Source organism: Desulfomicrobium aestuarii (assembly GCF_055385525.1).
Window position 1 is genome coordinate 100,593 of the sequence record NZ_AP042427.1, and the last position, 15,904, is coordinate 116,496.

At 64.0% G+C, this 15,904-nt stretch carries 20 protein-coding genes; 2 read left to right on the forward strand and 18 right to left on the reverse strand.

Annotation, left to right across the window (positions count from 1 at the left end; all coding sequences use genetic code 11):
- From ribD to ACZ5AC_RS00505, 10 genes are all read right to left on the reverse strand, one after another.
- Positions 1–1,128: a bifunctional diaminohydroxyphosphoribosylaminopyrimidine deaminase/5-amino-6-(5-phosphoribosylamino)uracil reductase RibD gene (gene ribD, locus ACZ5AC_RS00460; protein WP_464249006.1), complete on the reverse strand. Its 1,128-nt coding sequence runs from the start codon at positions 1,126–1,128 to the stop codon at positions 1–3.
- Entirely contained in the window at positions 1,118–1,582 is a 465-nt protein-coding gene (locus tag ACZ5AC_RS00465) for a deoxycytidylate deaminase (protein WP_464249007.1), read from the reverse strand. The genes ribD and ACZ5AC_RS00465 overlap by 11 nt, the downstream gene beginning before the upstream one ends.
- An 83-nt stretch (positions 1,583–1,665) precedes the next feature.
- Entirely contained in the window at positions 1,666–2,904 is a 1,239-nt protein-coding gene (glyA, locus tag ACZ5AC_RS00470; protein ID WP_464249008.1) for a serine hydroxymethyltransferase, read from the reverse strand.
- Between the two features lie 39 nt (positions 2,905–2,943).
- A complete protein-coding gene (gene fabF / locus ACZ5AC_RS00475; protein ID WP_464249009.1) occupies positions 2,944–4,185 on the reverse strand; it encodes a beta-ketoacyl-ACP synthase II in 1,242 nt (413 codons plus the stop codon).
- A 112-nt stretch (positions 4,186–4,297) separates the two neighbouring features.
- Positions 4,298–4,528 (reverse strand): acyl carrier protein, encoded by a 231-nt coding sequence (gene acpP, locus ACZ5AC_RS00480; protein ID WP_028577126.1) that lies wholly within the window; start codon positions 4,526–4,528, stop codon positions 4,298–4,300.
- Positions 4,529–4,572: 44 nt separating this feature from the next.
- Positions 4,573–5,316 carry a 3-oxoacyl-[acyl-carrier-protein] reductase gene (fabG, locus tag ACZ5AC_RS00485; protein ID WP_464249010.1) on the reverse strand — a complete coding sequence of 248 codons (744 nt, stop codon included), beginning with the start codon at positions 5,314–5,316 and terminating at the stop codon, positions 4,573–4,575.
- Between the two features lie 56 nt (positions 5,317–5,372).
- Positions 5,373–6,362: a beta-ketoacyl-ACP synthase III gene (locus ACZ5AC_RS00490; protein ID WP_464249011.1), complete on the reverse strand. Its 990-nt coding sequence runs from the start codon at positions 6,360–6,362 to the stop codon at positions 5,373–5,375.
- A gap of 43 nt (positions 6,363–6,405) precedes the next feature.
- Positions 6,406–7,473, reverse strand: a complete 1,068-nt coding sequence (gene plsX, locus ACZ5AC_RS00495) for a phosphate acyltransferase PlsX (RefSeq protein WP_464249012.1) — start codon at positions 7,471–7,473, stop codon at positions 6,406–6,408.
- Complete coding sequence (gene rpmF, locus ACZ5AC_RS00500; protein WP_012805285.1) at positions 7,466–7,645, reverse strand: 50S ribosomal protein L32; 180 nt, start codon at positions 7,643–7,645, stop codon at positions 7,466–7,468. Before rpmF ends, plsX begins: the two co-directional genes overlap by 8 nt.
- Positions 7,646–7,671: 26 nt before the next feature.
- A complete protein-coding gene (locus ACZ5AC_RS00505; RefSeq protein WP_464249013.1) occupies positions 7,672–8,202 on the reverse strand; it encodes a YceD family protein in 531 nt (176 codons plus the stop codon).
- 192 nt (positions 8,203–8,394) lie between these two features.
- Here ACZ5AC_RS00505 and rpmB point away from each other — a divergent pair, with 192 nt between their 5' ends.
- Complete coding sequence (gene rpmB / locus ACZ5AC_RS00510) at positions 8,395–8,595, forward strand: 50S ribosomal protein L28 (protein ID WP_464249014.1); 201 nt, start codon at positions 8,395–8,397, stop codon at positions 8,593–8,595.
- A 74-nt stretch (positions 8,596–8,669) separates the two neighbouring features.
- Here rpmB and ACZ5AC_RS00515 read toward each other — a convergent pair whose 3' ends face one another.
- The 6 genes from ACZ5AC_RS00515 to ACZ5AC_RS00540 all read right to left on the reverse strand — a co-directional run bounded on the left by ACZ5AC_RS00515 (position 8,670) and on the right by ACZ5AC_RS00540 (position 13,037).
- Positions 8,670–9,266 (reverse strand): superoxide dismutase, encoded by a 597-nt coding sequence (locus ACZ5AC_RS00515; protein ID WP_464249015.1) that lies wholly within the window; start codon positions 9,264–9,266, stop codon positions 8,670–8,672.
- A gap of 160 nt (positions 9,267–9,426) precedes the next feature.
- Entirely contained in the window at positions 9,427–10,569 is a 1,143-nt protein-coding gene (locus tag ACZ5AC_RS00520) for a THUMP domain-containing class I SAM-dependent RNA methyltransferase (RefSeq protein WP_464249016.1), read from the reverse strand.
- Positions 10,570–10,658: 89 nt separating this feature from the next.
- Positions 10,659–12,053, reverse strand: a complete 1,395-nt coding sequence (gltX, locus tag ACZ5AC_RS00525) for a glutamate--tRNA ligase (RefSeq protein WP_464250638.1) — start codon at positions 12,051–12,053, stop codon at positions 10,659–10,661.
- A 108-nt stretch (positions 12,054–12,161) separates the two neighbouring features.
- Entirely contained in the window at positions 12,162–12,383 is a 222-nt protein-coding gene (locus ACZ5AC_RS00530; RefSeq protein WP_028577117.1) for a NifU family protein, read from the reverse strand.
- 49 nt (positions 12,384–12,432) lie between these two features.
- Positions 12,433–12,783, reverse strand: a complete 351-nt coding sequence (locus tag ACZ5AC_RS00535) for a ferredoxin-thioredoxin reductase catalytic domain-containing protein (protein WP_464249017.1) — start codon at positions 12,781–12,783, stop codon at positions 12,433–12,435.
- On the reverse strand, positions 12,783–13,037 hold the full coding sequence (locus ACZ5AC_RS00540) for a glutaredoxin family protein (protein ID WP_459822151.1): 255 nt from the start codon (positions 13,035–13,037) through the stop codon (positions 12,783–12,785). The genes ACZ5AC_RS00535 and ACZ5AC_RS00540 overlap by 1 nt, the downstream gene beginning before the upstream one ends.
- Positions 13,038–13,217: 180 nt before the next feature.
- On the opposite strand from ACZ5AC_RS00540, the gene ACZ5AC_RS00545 reads away from it, so the two are divergent.
- The gene (locus ACZ5AC_RS00545; protein WP_464249018.1) at positions 13,218–14,147 is read left to right on the forward strand and encodes an NAD-dependent epimerase/dehydratase family protein; all 930 of its coding nucleotides are present in this window, start codon (positions 13,218–13,220) and stop codon (positions 14,145–14,147) included.
- A gap of 19 nt (positions 14,148–14,166) precedes the next feature.
- On the opposite strand, the gene rarD is transcribed toward ACZ5AC_RS00545, so the two are convergent.
- Together rarD and mtgA are read right to left on the reverse strand one after the other, a co-directional pair.
- On the reverse strand, positions 14,167–15,030 hold the full coding sequence (gene rarD / locus ACZ5AC_RS00550) for an EamA family transporter RarD (protein ID WP_464249019.1): 864 nt from the start codon (positions 15,028–15,030) through the stop codon (positions 14,167–14,169).
- Between the two features lie 47 nt (positions 15,031–15,077).
- Positions 15,078–15,839, reverse strand: coding sequence for a monofunctional biosynthetic peptidoglycan transglycosylase (mtgA, locus tag ACZ5AC_RS00555; RefSeq protein WP_464249020.1), 762 nt, complete (start codon positions 15,837–15,839; stop codon positions 15,078–15,080).
- Positions 15,840–15,904 lie beyond the last annotated feature (65 nt).

Sequence of the window (15,904 nt, forward strand, 5' to 3'; positions counted from 1 at the left end):
CTACTCCTTTGGTCGCAGTCGAAGGTACATGTCGGTTCCGAAAAAGCCCTGCTCCTCAAGCCGGAATTCCCAGCAGTCGCTCATGGCCGCAAAGCCGCGGCCGGCGAAGAGGGGCCGCGCCAACTCGTCGCCCAGGACCTTCATGGCCTGGAACAGGCGCAACTCATCCACCAGGCCCTGGCGTTGCATGGCTCCGGCCAGGTGGCCGCCGCCCTCGGTCAGGGTGTAGTGGCAGCCGTGCTCGCGGCGCAGGAGGCGCAGACCTTCGGCCAGGTCCAGACTGCCGTCCGGGTCGCCGGCCAGGGCCGGCAGGCCCCGGACCGAGACGCCCAGGTCGGCCAGACGCGCCGCACCGGCGGTTTCGCTCTGGGCCCTGGTGGTCCAGAAAACGGTCTGTCCCGGCCGGGAGGAAAGAAGGTTCGAGGGACCGGCCGGGTCGGGCAGGGTGCGGGTCACGACCACGGCCAGGGGCTGCGGGCCTTCGTGGCCGGGCAGGCGGCAGGTCAGGGACGGGTCGTCGGAGCGGTAGGTGCCGCCGCCGACGATGACGGCCCCGCACCAGGCTCGCAGCTTGTGCACTTCCCGGCGCGAATCCTCACCCGTGATCCAGGCGGCGCGGCCGTCGCGCGAGGCAATCCTGCCGTCCAGGGTCGTGGCCAGCTTGAGGATGGAGTAGGGGCGGTCCGTGGTCTGCCAGACCAGAAAATCGGCGATGAGGTCCCGGCACTCCCTTTCGCGCACCCCCATGCGCACCGTCACCCCCCGGCTGCGCAGAAAACCGGCGCCTCCGCCTTCGACGGTGGCGTTGGGGTCGGCGCAGCCAACGACAACCTCCGGCACGCCGGCCTCCAGGATGGCCTTGGTGCACGGCGGGGTCTTGCCCTGGTGGTTGCAGGGCTCCAGAGTGACGTACAGGGTGCAGGCGCGCGGGTCCACACCCTTGGCCGCCGCGTCGCGCAGGGCCTCGACCTCGGCGTGGGCCTTGCCCCAGGCCGTATGCCATCCCTCGGCCACGACCTCTCCGTCGCGCACGAGCACGGCCCCCACGCAGGGGTTGGGCGCGGTCAGGCCGCGTCCGCGCTCGGCCAGTTCCAGGGCCCGGCCCATGAAACGCGCGTCATCTGCCATCGGACTCCCTCTCCATGCGCTGGTAGGGGATGCCTGCCTCGTCGAGCATCTCGCGCGACATGTCGTCGGGGTAGCCTTCGGCGAAATGGATGGCCCGCACCCGGCAGTTGATGAGCATCTTGGCGCACAGGATGCACGGCTGGGTGGTGCAGAAGATGTCTGCGCCCTCGATGCTCACGCCGTGGATGGCGGCCTGGATGATGACGTTCTGCTCGGCGTGCAGGGCCCGGCAAAGTTCGTGGCGCTGCCCCGAGGGGATGCCGAGCTGTTCGCGGAGGCAGCCGATCTCCAGGCAGTGGGTCAGGCCTGCCGGCGCTCCGTTGTAGCCCGTGGCCAGGATGCGCTTGTCCTTGACGGCCAGGGCCCCGACCTTGCGGCGCAGGCAGGTCGAGCGCTCGGCCACGAGGTAGGCGATGTTCATGAAATACTGCGGCCAGGGGATGCGGTTGTCCATGGTCACCTCTTTGGAAACGAATCAACCACAGGGCCGTGGAAGCGGCCCTGTGGTTGGGGAAAGCCGGCGGGAAACGGCGCGGTTTACCAGGCGAAGAGCGGGAACTGGCCCGCGAACTTTTCCACTTCCCTGCTGATTTCGCGCAGCCGCGTCTCGTTGTCGAGACTGCCCAGGGTGGCGACGATCCACTTGGCCACCTTGCGCATGTCGTCGGTTTTCATGCCGCGGGTTGTCAGGGCCGGCGTGCCCAGGCGGATGCCGGACGTGACGAAGGGGGAGCGCGTCTCGAAGGGCACCGTGTTTTTGTTGACGGTGATGCCGGCGTGGTCCAGGCCGATCTCTGCGTCCTTGCCAGTGATGTCGTGGCTGGTCAGGTCCAGGAGCATGAGGTGGTTGTCCGTGCCGCCCGAAACCAGGTCGAAGCCCGCGTCGGTCAGTTCCTTGGCCAGGGTCTTGGCGTTGTCCAGGACCTGCTGCTGGTAGTCCTTGAACTCGGGGCGCAGGGCCTCTGCGAAGGCCACGGCCTTGGCCGCGATGACGTGCATGAGCGGGCCGCCCTGGATGCCCGGGAAGATCTGGGAGTTGAGGGTCTTGCCAAACTCGTCGGAGCTCAGGATCATGCCGCCGCGGGGGCCGCGCAGGGTCTTGTGCGTGGTCGTGGTGGTGAAGTGGGCGTGCTTGATGGGGGAGGGGTGCAGACCCGTGGCCACCAGGCCGGCGATGTGGGCCATGTCCACCAGGAGCTTGGCCCCGACGCTGTCGGCGATGGCGCGAAAGCGTTCGAAATCAAGCGTGCGCGGGTAGGCGCTGGCCCCGGCAATGATCATCTGCGGCTTGTGCTCGTTGGCCAGGGCCTCGACTTCGTCGTAGTTGATGCGGCCCGTTTCCTTCTCCACGCCGTAGAAGAAGGTCTTGAAGAGGCGGCCCGAGAAGTTCACGGGGCTGCCGTGGGTCAGGTGGCCGCCGTGGGACAGGTTCATGCCCAGGATCGTGTCGCCGGGCTGCAGGGCCGCGAAGTAGGCGCCCATGTTGGCCTGGGAGCCGGAGTGGGGCTGGACGTTGGCGTACTCGGCGCCGAAGAGCTGCCGGGCCCGCTCCATGGCCAGGTTCTCGGCCATGTCCACGAACTCGCAGCCGCCGTAGTAGCGCTTGCCCGGGTAGCCTTCGGCGTACTTGTGGGTCATGACGCTGCCCATGGCGATGCGCACCGCATGGGAGGTGAAGTTCTCGGAGGCGATAAGCTCGAGCTTGGTGATCTGGCGGTTGGTCTCCAGCTGGATGGCTTTGGCTATCTGCGGATCCTGGCGTGTGAGTTCGTCCATGGCTTCTCCACTCTGTTGAGCCGCGCGTGCGGCGGATCGTTACTTGAAACTGCGCAGGATGATGGAGGCGTTGGTGCCGCCGAATCCGAACGAGTTGCTGATTCCGTATTCAAGCGCCATTTCCCGGCTGGCGTTCGGCGTGTAGTCCAAATCGCAGTCCGGGTCCGGGGTGTCCTGGTTGATGGTGCCGGGGACGATGCCCGTCACGAGGCTCATGGCCGTGAACACGGCTTCGGCGCCGCCGGCTGCGCCCAGAAGATGGCCGATCATGCTCTTGTTGGCGGTGATGGGCATCTTGTAGGCGTGGTCGCCGAACACGGCCTTGATGGCCTTGGTCTCGGTCTTGTCGTTGAGCTTGGTCGACGTGCCGTGGGCGTTGACGAAGGTGATGCGGTCCGGGGCCAGCTCGGCGTCGCGCAGGGCGCATTTCATGGCCTGGGCCATGCCCGTGCCGGACTCCTCGGGGGCGGCGATGTGATAGGCGTCGCCGGAAGCGCCGTAGCCCACGACTTCGGCGTAGATCTTGGCGCCGCGCTTCTTGGCGTGCTCCAGCTCTTCGAGCATGAGCAGGCCCGCGCCCTCACCGATGACGAAGCCCGTGCGGTCGGCGTCAAAGGGGCGGCTGGCCTTGGTCGGCTCGTCGTTGCGCGTGGACAGGGCCTTCATGGCCGTGAATCCGGACACGCCCATGGGCGTGATGGTCGACTCCACGCCGCCGGTGATGCAGGCCTTCACGCGGCCGAGCTTGATGTCCGAGAAGGCGTAGCCGATGGCGTGGGTGGCCGAGGCGCAGGCCGAGGTGGTCACCAGGTTGGGGCCCTTGGCGCCGGTCTGGATGGAGATCTGCCCCGAGGCCATGTTGGCGATGAGCATGGGGATGTAGAAGGGCGAGATGCGCCCGGGGCCGGACTTGAGGAGCTTGGAGTGGAAGTCCTCGATGGTGGACAGGCCGCCCAGGCCGCAGCCCAGCAGCACGCCGACCTCGGGCGCGGTCTCCTCGTCCATGACCAGGCCGCAGTCTTCCATGAGCTGCTTGCCTGCGGCCACGGCGATCTGGACGAAACGGTCCATGCGCTTGGCGTCCTTGACCCCGACGTAGGCCGTTGGGTCGAAATTCTTCAGCTCGCCCGCGATCTTCGCGTCAAACTCCGAGGCGTCGAAGAGGGTGATGGGGCCGATGCCGCTCACGCCGGCCACGAGGTTGGCCCAGCTGTCCTGCAGGGTGTTTCCGATGGGGGTCAGGGCCGAAAGGCCGGTCACGACAACGCGATTACCAATCATGATCTTCTCGAAAAGTGGGACATGCCCTGCGGACGGGGCCGCAAGGCGGTGCATGAAAAAAAAGGTACCCCAGCCGGACCGGGGTACCGTGTCATGTCGACGGTGCGGGTCCTTAGGACTTGGACTTGATGTAGTTGACGGCGTCCTGGACCGTGGCGATCTTCTGGGCGTCCTCGTCGTCGATCTCGATGTCGAATTCCTCTTCCATGGCCATGATCAGTTCGGTCAGGTCGAGGGAATCGGCGCCCAGGGACTCCACGAAGGAGGACTCGGGCTTCACTTCATCCGCGGAAACGCCCAGCTGCTCAACCACCAGTTCTTTGACTTTTTCTTCGATAGACATTGCTTTCCTCCAAAGTGTGTATGCGTACGTATTGAGGAATCCGGCTACAGGTACATGCCGCCGTTGATTCCGAGCACCTGACCGGTGATGTAGGACGCCTGGTCGGATGCGAGATAGGCCACGGCGTCGGCGATTGCCTGCGCCGACCCGAGGCAGCCCAGGGGAATGCGTTCAAGGTACTTGTCCCGCACTTCCTTGGGAAGTGTTTCAGTCATGTCGGTCTCGATGAACCCCGGCGCGATGGCGTTGACGGTGACGCCGCGCGACCCCAGTTCCAGGGCCGCGGCCTTGGTCAGCCCGATGAGGCCGGCCTTGGACGCGCAGTAGTTGGCCTGTCCGGCGTTGCCCATCTGCCCCACGACGGAAGAAATGTTGACGATGCGGCCGCGGCGCTGCTTGAGCATGATCTTGGCCGCCTGCTGCAGGCAGACGAAGGCGCCGGTGAGGTTGATGTTCAGCACCTGCTCCCACTGCTCGCGCTTCATGCGCATGATCAGCCCGTCCTTGGTGATGCCGGCGTTGTTGACCAGCACGTCGAGGCTGACCTTGTCCTTGATGTGATCGGCGAAAAAGGCCTCCACCGCGTCCCAGTCGCTGGCGTCCAGCAGGAAACCCCGGGCCGTCCCGCCTGCGGCGGCCACCTCGGCGCACACGGCCTCGGCCAGCTCCGGGCGGCTAACATAGGTGAAATAAACCTGGTACCCCGAGCCTGCAAGTGTTTTTACGATGGCCCGGCCGATGCCGCGGGTGCCGCCGGTGACCAGTGCCGTCTTGATCGGTTCGCTCATGGTTGACCTCGTGGTGTTGCTGGAAACGCAGGAGTTGAGTGCGTACTCAATGACCGCTAAAATTGCAACAAGGCCGATGCCCAGGTGAACCCGCCGCCGAACGAGGACAGCAGGACCTTCATTCCGGGCTGGATCCGACCGTTGGCCACGGCTTCGGTCAGGGCGATGGGGATGGACGCGGCGGAGGTGTTCCCGATGCGGTCGACGTTGACGTAGACCTTGTCCATGCCGACGTCGAGCTTCTTGGCGATGGCCTCGATGATGCGGATGTTGGCCTGGTGAGGGATGATGAGGTCGACGTCGCCGGCCGTCAGGCCGTTGCGCTCCAGGACCGTCTCCGAGACCTCGGCCATGCAGCGCACGGCGTACTTGAACACGTCGCGGCCGTTCATCTGCACGAAATATTCAGGGCCCACGGGCTTCCCGAGGACCGGCTTGCAGGCCGAGCCGCCGCCGTGAATGGTCAGGAGGCCGCCGACGGATCCGTCGGCCTTGAGCATGGCGTCCAGGACCTTGACGGGACCGGGATTGGCCGCGCCCGTGACGATCGCCGCGCCGGCTCCGTCGCCGAAAAGGACGCAGGTCGTGCGGTCCTCGAAGTTGATGCGCGAGGTGCAGACCTCGCTGCCGACGACGAGGATCCTGGCTTCCGGATGGAGGCTGGTGAACGCCCGGGCCGTTTCCAGACAATAGAGAAAGCCGGAGCAGGCCGCGGCCAGGTCGAAGGCGGGCAGGCCCTTGAGGCCCAGCATGTCCTGCAGCAGGCAGGCCGTGGTCGGGAGGTTGTAGTCCCCGGTGAAGGTGCCGACGAAGATGTGGGTCAGGTCCTGGGGCGTGAAACCGGCGTTCTCCAGGGCCTTGCGGGCGGCGTTGAGGGCCAGGACCGAGCAGGGTTCGTCGTCCTGGGCGAAGTATCTGTTCGTGATGCCGGTACGGGTGACGATCCATTCGTCGGAAGTGTCGACAATGCGTTCGAGGTCCGCATTGGTCATGGCGGTCCGGGGCAGATGAAGCCCCAGGCCGGAGATGTAGCACGGTGAAGACATGTGATTCCTACGTTCCCTTGGGATCGCCGGGCCGAGTCCGGGGCTAGAGCGCCGAGGCTTCCTGCCGCGTGGCCGAAGCCTGGCCGCTTCTGGAGAACAGGCTCAGTTCCGTGTTGGCGTGCAGGCCGGCCACGAGCTGGTCGTTGGCTTTTTTCTGCACGAAGAGCGCAGCCTGCTGCAGGGCGGTTGTGATGGCGCGGGCGTTGGACTTGCCGTGGCAGACCATGGCGATGCCGTTGAGGCCCAGGATGGGGGCGCCGCCGTACTCGGCGTAGTCGATCTTCTTGGCGAAGCGCTTGAACGCGGGCAGGGCTATGAGCGTCCCGAGCCGGGACCAGATGGATTTCTTGAGCTCCGTCTTGAGCATGGAGGCCAGGGCCGATCCCAGCCCCTCGCTGAGCTTCAGGGCCACGTTGCCCACGAACCCGTCGCAGACGATGACGTCGGTCTCGCCGGTGAAGACGTCGCGGCCTTCCACGTTGCCGACGAAATTCAGGGATGAGCTTTTCAGCAGGGCGTAGGCTTCCTTGGTCAGGGCGTTGCCCTTGCCCTCCTCCTCGCCGATGCTCAGGATGCCGACCTTGGGATTGGCGATGCCCAGCACGTGCCTGGCCAGCACTTCGGCCATGAGGCCGAACTGGACCAGGTTGTAGGGCTTGCAGTCCGCGTTGGCGCCCACGTCGATGAGCACGATGGGCTTCTTGAGCGTCGGCATGATGGAGGCCAGGGCCGGCCTGTCCACCCCGTTTATGCGGCCGAGGATGAACATGCCGCAGGCCAGGGCGGCACCTGAATTGCCTGCGGTGACGCAGCCGTGGGCGCGGCCTTCGCGCACCAGGCGGAATGCCACCTGCATGGAGCTGTCCTTCTTGCGCCGCAGGATGTCCGAGGGCTTCTCGGCCATGCCCGCCACCTGGGTGGTGTGCACGACCTCGAGTTCCACGTCGGCATGCGGATGCCTGTCCAGCTCCTTGCGGATGGACGTCTCGTCACCGACCAGGATGATCCTGGCGCCGGTCTCGCGGGCGGCGGCGAGGGAGCCCGGAACGTTCACTTCCGGGCCGAAATCCCCCCCCATGGCGTCCACGGCGAGACAGATGTCTTTAGGCATCTGCGGCCTTGGTGTACTGGCGTCCCTTGTACTTGCCGCAACCGGGGCAGATGCAGTGGGACAGGCTGGCTTCGCCGCATTCGCAGTACACGACGTTGGGGATGGCCACATGGTCGTGGGAACGGCGCATGTTTCTTCTGGACTTGGATGTTTTCTTCTTTGGCAATGGCATGATGGCACCTCTATCCTGAACGAGATCTAATTGGTTTTGATTTTAACGCCTTGCAGGGCCCGGGCCAGAGGGGACTGGGTGTCCAGGTTGCAGCAGGCGCATTGTTCCAGGTTCCTGTTTTTGCCGCAGTGCGGGCATAGCCCCAAACACGTGTCGGCGCAAAGTATTTTTTCGGGCATGGCCAGCAGGAATTCCTCCCACAAAAGCCCAGCCACGTTGAGTTCCCAGCCCGCGTCCGTGGCGCGGAGGTGACTCTCCTCGCCTTCGAGGGCCTCGACATCCTCGTGAGCCTCGAAGGTGTCGAAGGCGTGGTCCAGGTCGACGCTCGCATCCTCCAGGCACCGGTTGCACGAAGCCTTGACCGCGCCCTTGATGCTGCCGTGGATCAGGAAGCCGTCCGCCTGGGGGACGATGAAGAGCGTTGACAACAGGGGGGCCATGGCTTCAAAGTCGAAATGGAACTCCTGCCAGAGTTCCCGCCATAAGCCCTGATCCTCAAATGAAAATTCCCGACCAGTCGCCGGGATATGTGTCAGCCCAATCCAATGTTCGACCATGAGTGCACCTCGAATCGAGACGTGTATATGGCTCTTCTTTTTCCTGTCAAGGATTTTTACTTGCCATTCCCGGCGGTCGGATATATGGGTGCAAATTCCTCTGGCGGCAAATTATGTTCATGGCCTGCCGGAAGGTCTCGGAGCTGCCAGGCCATGACAGCTTAAGATATTTTCACTATTCAGGAGGACGATATGTCAAAGGTATGCGAAGTATGCGGGAAGGGGCCCCAGGTCGGCAACAACGTCAGTCACGCCAACAACAAGACCAAGCGGCGCTTCATGCCCAACCTCCAGTCCGTTCGCACTCAGCTGCAGTCCGGCGAAGTGAAGCGGATGCGGGTCTGCACCCAGTGCATCCGTTCCGGCGCCGTGACCAAGCCGGTCGCCAACTAGGACGACCCTTCTTCATCAACAAAAAAGGCGGCCCCGCGGGTCGCCTTTTTTGTTGATGATCGCTTTCCGCCTTCTCACTTCTTGAGCTGCTGGTTGACGAACTCCCAGTTCACGAGCTTGTCCAGGAATTCCTGCAGATAATCCGCCCGGCGGTTCTGGTAATCAATATAATAGGCGTGCTCCCACACGTCGGCCGTGAGCAGGGCCTTGGCGCCGTGGGCCATGGGCGTGTCGGCGTTGGGGGTCTTCATGATTTCGAGCTTCCCGTTCTTCTCCACCAGCCAGGCCCAGCCGCTGCCGAACTGGGTCATTCCCGCCTCCTTGAAGGCCTTGGCGAAATTTTCGTAGCTGCCGAAGGTCTGGTTGATGGCTTCGGCCACGGCCCCGGTGGGTGCTCCGCCACCGCCGGCCTTCATGCAGCGCCAGTAGAAGGAGTGGTTCCAGACTTGGGCGGCGTTGTTGAAAATGCCGACTTTGGAGGGGTCGCCGGCGGTGGCCATGACGATTTCACGCAGGGTCTTGCCGTAGAGGTCGGTGCCCGCAATCAGCTTGTTGGTGTTGTCGATGTAGAGCTGGTGGTGCTTGCCGTGGTGGAAGTCGAAGGTTTTTGCGCTGATGTACGGGCTTAAGGCGTCCTTGGCGTAGGGGAGATCCGGGAGCACGAAGATCATACAAGCCTCCTTTTGATGAATGGAACATTGTGCCGCTTGTTCGGTGAAAAACCGTCCGTCGTGCGGATGGCGATTCACGCGGGGAAGTCGGTTCCAAAGTGAATCAATGGGGTGGTTCTGTCAACAGGAGACGAAGAAAAGGGTGCCTTCTCACGGCCCGTCAGTACAGGGAGAACTTGGCCAGACGCCCGTCCAGGCCGCCGTTTTTGAGGGGTTTTTTCCATTCGGGCTTGAGCCCGATGTGCTTGAGCAGGGCCCTGTCGCCGAAATAGACGAAGGCCGTGGAGCCCTGGCAATGGCGCTTCAGGTGGTCGCCGAAATTCTTGAACCAGGCGCCCATGTCGTCTCCCTTGCCCAGGCGGATGCCGTAGGGCGGGTTGCAGACGATGGTCGTGCCGGCGAGATCCAGGCGTTCGAAGAAATCCCTGCGTCCCACGACGACGTCCTCCCCGCCGGGCAGGCGGGAGAGGTTGACGCGGGTGGCCTCCACGGCCGCGGGGTCCAGGTCGCTCCCGCGAAGGTCTGCTTCGAGCCCCGTTTCCGGGTCGATGGAAGACGCGTCGCGCCGTTCCCGGTCCCACAGGCCCGGGTCGAAATCCGGCAGCCGCTGGAAGCCGAAATTGCCGCGCAGCAGGCCGGCGGGGAGGTCGGCCGAGAGCATGAGGGCTTCGCACAGGATGGTGCCCGAGCCGCACATGGGGTCCACCAGAGGGGAGCGGCCGTCCCAGCCGGTCATGCGCAGCATGGCCGCGGCCACGGTCTCGGCCATGGGCGCATCGACGCTCTGCACTCGGTAGCCGCGGCGGTGCATGGAGCCGCCGGAAACATCCAGGCTGATGGTCGCCGTGTCCTCGTGGATGTGCAGATGCAGCCAGAGGCTCGGCTCGCGCGGATCGACGTTCGGCCGGCGGCCCGTGCGGTCGCGGAACCAGTCGGCCACGGCGTCCTTGAGTTTGAGGCCCGCGTACTGCGAGTGCCCGATGGCGCTCTTGGAGACGTTGGCGAACACGGCGAAGGTCTGGTCCGGGGTCAGAAAGTCCGACCAGCGCACATCCCTGGCCCCGGCGTAGAGGGCCTTGTCCGTGAGGCAGGGAAATCGCACCAGCGGCGCAAGGACGCGGGAGACGAGCCGGGAACGGTAGACGATGCGGTACAGGGCCTGCCGGTCGGCCCGGAAACGCACGAAGCGGAAGCCGCGGGTACAGTCCGTGGCCCCGAGTTCGGCCAGTTCGGCCAGCGCCAGGTCTTCGATGCCGTCGGCGACCTGGGCGGTGAAGAGGTTGGTTTTCTGGTAGTCGTACATGGGGTGGACCTTGTGGACGGTATGGACGGCATGGACGTGATGGACACGGCCGGAAGAGAAGGAAAAGGCCCGGTTGCCCGGGCCTTGGCTTACAGGGTCAGGGCCTTGCGGAAGCGGGCGAGGGTGCGCTCGCGCCCGAGAACCTCCATGGTCTCGAAGAGGCCGGGGCTCATGGTCGTGCCGGTGATGGCCACGCGGATGGGCTGGGCCAGGGCCTTGAACTTGAGGCCGGTCTCCTCCAGATAGGCCGCGGCCATGTCCTCCAGAGACTTGTGGTCGAAGGCGGGCAGGGCTTCCATGCGGGAGGCCATGACGGCCAGGTGTTCGCGGATTTCCGGGGTCAGGAACTTGGCCACGGCCGCCCCGTCGTAGGGCAGGGCGCCTGCGTCGTGGAGGAAGAAGGCGGCCTGCTCGGCCATCTCCTTCAGGGTCTTGGCGCGGGGCTGGTAGAGGGGGACGATGGCTTCCAGGTACTCCGGTGCCGGGTCGAACTGCGTGGTCGACCGGACGATCTCGCCCAGCAGGCCCGCCAGCCGCGGCACGTCGCCGGTCTTGATGAAGTGGCTGTTGGTCCAGTTGAGCTTGTCCATGTCGAAGACCGAGGCCGATTTGCCCAGGCCCTCCAGGGAGAATTTCTCCAGCAGCTCGTCGCGCGTGAAGAGCTCGTCGTCGCCGTGGGACCAGCCCAGGCGCACGAGGTAGCTGAGCATGGCCTCGGGCAGGTAGCCCATGTCCTTGTACATCATGACCGAGGTCGCGCCGTGGCGCTTGCTCATCTTCTTCTTGTCGGGCCCGAGGATCATGGGCACGTGGCCGAACTTGGGCAGCGGGAAGCCCAGGGCCTGGTAGATGAGGATCTGCTTGGGCGTGTTGTTCTGGTGATCGTCGCCGCGGATGACGTGGGTCACGCCCATCTCGGCGTCGTCCACGACCACGGCCATCTGGTAGATGGCGGAGCCGTCGGCGCGGCGGATGACGAAGTCGTCCATCTCCTGCACATCCCAGGCGATGGGCCCCTTGATGATGTCGTCGAAGACGACCTTGCCCGAGAGCGGCGTCTTGAAGCGAACCACCCGGCCAGGTCCGGGCCCGAGGCCCATTTCGCGGCACTTGCCGTTGTACTTGGGCTTGAGCCCGTTGGCGCGGGCCGTCTCGCGCATCTCCTCGACCTCTTCGGGCGTGCAGGAACAGTAGTAGGCCCCGCCGGTTTCGAGCAGCTTGTCCACGTAGCTGTTGTAGATGTCGCCGCGCTCGCTCTGGAAGAAGGGGCCCTCGTCGAAGTCCAGGCCCAGCCAGTGCATGGCGTCGATGATGGCGTCGGTCATCTCCTGCGTGGAGCGGGCCTGGTCCGTGTCCTCGATGCGCAGGATGAACTTGCCGCCGTTCTGGCGGGCGTAGAGGTAGTTGAAGAGCGCCGTGCGGGCGCCGCCGATATGCAGGTAGCCCGTGGGGCTGGGGGGGAAGCGGGTCACGATCTGGGTCATGGTGTTTTCCACTATCCGGCGGCTCACGCCGGCTGCTGCCGCGCCCCGCGCATGGCGGGGTGCGGGAAAAGGGTTTGGCTGAGTCGGGAGGGCCGGTGGCGCGACGGGCTAGACGGCCTCGACGGCCTTTATGCCGGGCACCATCTTCTTGACGGCGCGCTCGATGCTGTTTCTGAGCGTCATCTGGGACATGGGGCAGCCCTTGCAGGCTCCGGTCAGGCGGACCTGCACGATGCCGCTGGGCAGGATGCCGACCAGTTCCACATAGCCGCCATCGGCCTGAAGGATGGGCCGCACGGTGTCGAGGGCCTTTTCGACCTGTTCTCTCATGGCGTTCTCCGGGGCACGGGCACTATCCGCGGCGCCGGGCCCGTGTCAATCATTCCTCGAAGAGAAGTCCGGCCATGAGCTTTTCCGGGTCGCGGCGCTCGGGCACGACCTCGTGCGGGATCCTGTCCTCGTTCCAGTCCTTGGACACGTACAGGCCGCAATAGCAGGCGCCAAACTCGGCCACGTCGGCCTCGCGGTACACGCAGGGGCAGAAGATGTCCTTGTCCAGGTCGCGGTTGCCCGAGGCCAGGCGGCAGGGGCAGGCCATGTAGCCGTATCGGTCGCGGTTGACCAGCAGGCTTTCCATGAGGTCCAGGACAAAGGCCCGGTCCCTGTTGAAAAAGTAGCCTTTGGATTCCTGCAGGGGGCGCAGCTTGTCGAGTAGTTCTTCGGGCGTCATCATCTCTCCAGCGCCTCTTTGATCTGGTCCTGCTTGAAGCCGACGATGGCTTCCTCGTCCACCAGCAGGGTGGGGAAGGACAGCTTGGGGTTGACCTTCTTGATGGCCTCGATGATCTGTTTGCGCTCCTCGCCTTCGAGCTTGTCGACGAAGATGCAGTCGTACTTGGCGCCGCAGTCGTCGAGGTACTCCTTGGTCTTCTTGCAGTGGATGCAGGTGCTCAGGGCGTAGAGCGTGATGGATTTGCCGTTCATATATCCTCCTTGCTATGCAGGGGGCGTTGGGATAGCCCTTGGCCGTCTCATGGATTGGGAAGCTATAAAGATTAATCGCCCCGCCGTCCATTGCGGGATGGGGGCGGTGATTGGTGTTCGCCTCGGGAAGAGGGGCGGCGGACGATGGCACGCGGCGTTGGATGGAGAGGAGCGCATTGCATGAAAGTGCTGGTTTTTGGAGGGACGGGGTTTATCGGCAGGAACCTCTGCGAAAGTTTGGTGCTTCAAGGCCATGGCGTGCGTGCGTTCAGCCTCAAACCGAAATGTGGCCACTGGCCAGACATTGAGGGCGTTGCTTGGACGGAAGGGGATTTTACATGCCAGTCCGATGTCTGTGAGGCGCTGCATGACGTCGACGCGGTTTTCCATTTGGTGAGCACGACACTTCCCCATACGTCGAATGAAAATCCGGTCAAGGATCTGCAAGATAATGTCGAAAGCACATTAAGAATGATGGATTGCATTGTTCGAATGAAGGAACGGCCGAAAATAATATTCGTGTCGTCCGGCGGCACTGTTTATGGGATTCCAAAGCTGATTCCTATTCCTGAAGATCATCCCACAGACCCGATATGTGCTTATGGTGTGGGTAAACTTGCAATTGAGAAGTATTTGTATCTTTACAATAAACTTCATGACCTTGATTATAGAATATTGAGACTAGCTAATCCGTACGGAGAGCATCAGCCTTTGTTTTCAGGTCAAGGAGTCATTCCTGTATTCCTCAGAAAGGCATTAAGTGGTGAGGATCTGGAGATTTGGGGGGATGGAACCGTTGTCAGGGACTATATTTACATAGGCGACGCCATATCTGCCGTAAGCATGGTTTTAAAATATGAAGGTGACGAGCGAATTTTCAATATCGGTAGTGGAAATGGTTTCAGTGTTAACGATATAATCGGCTTTATCGAGACAATACTGGAAAGGAAGATCATCTGTCGATATTTCCCCTCCCGCGTCTTTGACGTCCCTTCAAACGTTCTTGATATACGTCGTGCACAAACGCTCCTCGGCTGGAATCCGCAAGTCTCTCTCCTGAATGGCCTCGGGAGGATGGCGGATTACGTAAAAAAGAGCCTGGCTTCCTGATCCCTCAACCGCTTTGACGCTACCGGCGGGCGAATCGCCAGCGTTCCAGGAGAAAGAGGGCGACGGCCGCCCAGACCATGGAGAAGCCCGCCAGCTGGGTGCGGGTGAAGGGTTCGTGGTACATGAAGACGCCCAGCAGGAACTGGATGGTGGGGGCGATGTACTGCAGGATGCCGATCATGGACAGGGGGATGCGCTGGGCCGCGGCGGCGAACAGGGCCAGCGGGGCCGTGGTGACTGCGCCTGCGCCGACCAGGAGCAGGTCCGAGAGCGTTCCGGCGTGGAGGAAGACGCCTTTGCCCTCGAATTCGCTCCAGGCGAGCCAGGCCAGCGCGGGGGGGAGCAGGAGCGCGGTCTCCAGGGTCAGGCCCTCGAAGGCGGGCAGGGGTGCGCGCTTCTTGACCAAACCGTAGAGGCTGAAGGTCGACGCCAGCACCAGGGCGATCCAGGGCAGGCGGCCGTAGTCGAAGGCGAGGTAGACGACCCCGGCGGCGGCCAGGGCCAGGGGGGCCCACTGCAGGCCCCGCAGTCGTTCGCGCAGGAAGAAGACGCCCAGCAGCACCGAAAGAAGGGGCGTGATGAAATACCCCAGGCTCGCCTCGACGATGTAGCCCGCGTTGACGCTCCAGACATAGATGAACCAGTTCACGCCGATCAGAAGGCTCGCCAGCACGTAGCAGCGCCGGACCTCGGGGGACAGGCGGCCGCACAGGGGGCGCAGCCGCCCGAGCAGGCCCAGGAACACGGCCAGGGTGACGAAGGACCAGGCGATGCGGTGCGACAGGAGCTGGGCCGTGGGCACGTGTCCCAGAAGCTTCCAGTAGACGGGCAGCAGGCCCCAGCTGATGTAGGCCCCGGCGGCCATGAGGATTCCCGGTTGCATGTCGTGTTTCTTTCCGTTGCGTTCGAGGTTGTGGCGGCGCCGCGTTTCTAGAGGCCGTTCAGGTACTCCGGGCCGAGCTGGCGCATCTGGTTCTGGACCCAGTTCGCCCGCTGCATGACGTAGGGAGAGGGGCTTCGGGCCAGGAAGCGCCGCGGGTTCGGCAGCACCGAGGCCAGGATCGCGGCCTCGTGGCGGCTGAGCCGGTCGGGCGTCTTGCCGTAAAATCGTTTCGCCGCCGCCTCGACCCCGTACGTCCCGTCCCCGAATTCGGCGATGTTCAGATACACCTCCAGAATCCTCTCCTTGGACCACAGAATTTCAAGCAGGACGGTCAGGCCCGCCTCCAGCGCCTTGCGCACGTAGCTGCGCCCGGACCAGAGGAAGAGGTTCTTGGCCACCTGCTGGGTGATGGTGCTCGCCCCGCGGACCCGCGCGCTTTTTTCGTTGTGCTCCATGGCGCGGGCGATGGCGTCCACGTCGAAGCCGAAGTGGCTGGGGAAGTTCTGGTCCTCGGCGGCGACCACGGCAAGAGCCATGTGCCGCGGGATGTCCTTCATGGGCGTCCACGCATACATGACGGCCGGGCCGCCGTCACCGAAAAGCCGCTCGGCGTGCCGCACGAGCATGAAGGCGCTGGTGGGCGGAGGCACGAAACGCAGGACCGCGATGAGGAGCACGAGCCCCGGCAGGACCCATCCTGCCCCGCGCAGCACGCGACGCAGCAGGCCTGACGGGCTGCTGCCCGGCTTGCCGGTGGCGGGGCGCGCCGGGGTGCGGCGCGTGTTGGCGGAGGTTGTCTTGCGTGCCATGTTGGGGCTAGTGGTTCGGTTGCAGGGCGGGCGCCCGGCCAATGCTTGTGCGCCCGGGCCATGCC

What these genes read in the sequence shown, in the direction of transcription:
- ribD (WP_464249006.1), bottom strand. Translation starts at nt 1,128, where the DNA reads ATGGCAGATGACGCGCGTTTCATGGGCCGGGCCCTGGAACTGGCCGAG.
- ACZ5AC_RS00465 (WP_464249007.1), bottom strand. Translation starts at nt 1,582, where the DNA reads ATGGACAACCGCATCCCCTGGCCGCAGTATTTCATGAACATCGCCTAC.
- glyA (WP_464249008.1), bottom strand. Translation starts at nt 2,904, where the DNA reads ATGGACGAACTCACACGCCAGGATCCGCAGATAGCCAAAGCCATCCAG.
- fabF (WP_464249009.1), bottom strand. Translation starts at nt 4,185, where the DNA reads ATGATTGGTAATCGCGTTGTCGTGACCGGCCTTTCGGCCCTGACCCCC.
- acpP (WP_028577126.1), bottom strand. Translation starts at nt 4,528, where the DNA reads ATGTCTATCGAAGAAAAAGTCAAAGAACTGGTGGTTGAGCAGCTGGGC.
- fabG (WP_464249010.1), bottom strand. Translation starts at nt 5,316, where the DNA reads ATGAGCGAACCGATCAAGACGGCACTGGTCACCGGCGGCACCCGCGGC.
- ACZ5AC_RS00490 (WP_464249011.1), bottom strand. Translation starts at nt 6,362, where the DNA reads ATGTCTTCACCGTGCTACATCTCCGGCCTGGGGCTTCATCTGCCCCGG.
- plsX (WP_464249012.1), bottom strand. Translation starts at nt 7,473, where the DNA reads ATGCCTAAAGACATCTGTCTCGCCGTGGACGCCATGGGGGGGGATTTC.
- rpmF (WP_012805285.1), bottom strand. Translation starts at nt 7,645, where the DNA reads ATGCCATTGCCAAAGAAGAAAACATCCAAGTCCAGAAGAAACATGCGC.
- ACZ5AC_RS00505 (WP_464249013.1), bottom strand. Translation starts at nt 8,202, where the DNA reads ATGGTCGAACATTGGATTGGGCTGACACATATCCCGGCGACTGGTCGG.
- rpmB (WP_464249014.1), top strand. Translation starts at nt 8,395, where the DNA reads ATGTCAAAGGTATGCGAAGTATGCGGGAAGGGGCCCCAGGTCGGCAAC.
- ACZ5AC_RS00515 (WP_464249015.1), bottom strand. Translation starts at nt 9,266, where the DNA reads ATGATCTTCGTGCTCCCGGATCTCCCCTACGCCAAGGACGCCTTAAGC.
- ACZ5AC_RS00520 (WP_464249016.1), bottom strand. Translation starts at nt 10,569, where the DNA reads ATGTACGACTACCAGAAAACCAACCTCTTCACCGCCCAGGTCGCCGAC.
- gltX (WP_464250638.1), bottom strand. Translation starts at nt 12,053, where the DNA reads ATGACCCAGATCGTGACCCGCTTCCCCCCCAGCCCCACGGGCTACCTG.
- ACZ5AC_RS00530 (WP_028577117.1), bottom strand. Translation starts at nt 12,383, where the DNA reads ATGAGAGAACAGGTCGAAAAGGCCCTCGACACCGTGCGGCCCATCCTT.
- ACZ5AC_RS00535 (WP_464249017.1), bottom strand. Translation starts at nt 12,783, where the DNA reads ATGACGCCCGAAGAACTACTCGACAAGCTGCGCCCCCTGCAGGAATCC.
- ACZ5AC_RS00540 (WP_459822151.1), bottom strand. Translation starts at nt 13,037, where the DNA reads ATGAACGGCAAATCCATCACGCTCTACGCCCTGAGCACCTGCATCCAC.
- ACZ5AC_RS00545 (WP_464249018.1), top strand. Translation starts at nt 13,218, where the DNA reads ATGAAAGTGCTGGTTTTTGGAGGGACGGGGTTTATCGGCAGGAACCTC.
- rarD (WP_464249019.1), bottom strand. Translation starts at nt 15,030, where the DNA reads ATGCAACCGGGAATCCTCATGGCCGCCGGGGCCTACATCAGCTGGGGC.
- mtgA (WP_464249020.1), bottom strand. Translation starts at nt 15,839, where the DNA reads ATGGCACGCAAGACAACCTCCGCCAACACGCGCCGCACCCCGGCGCGC.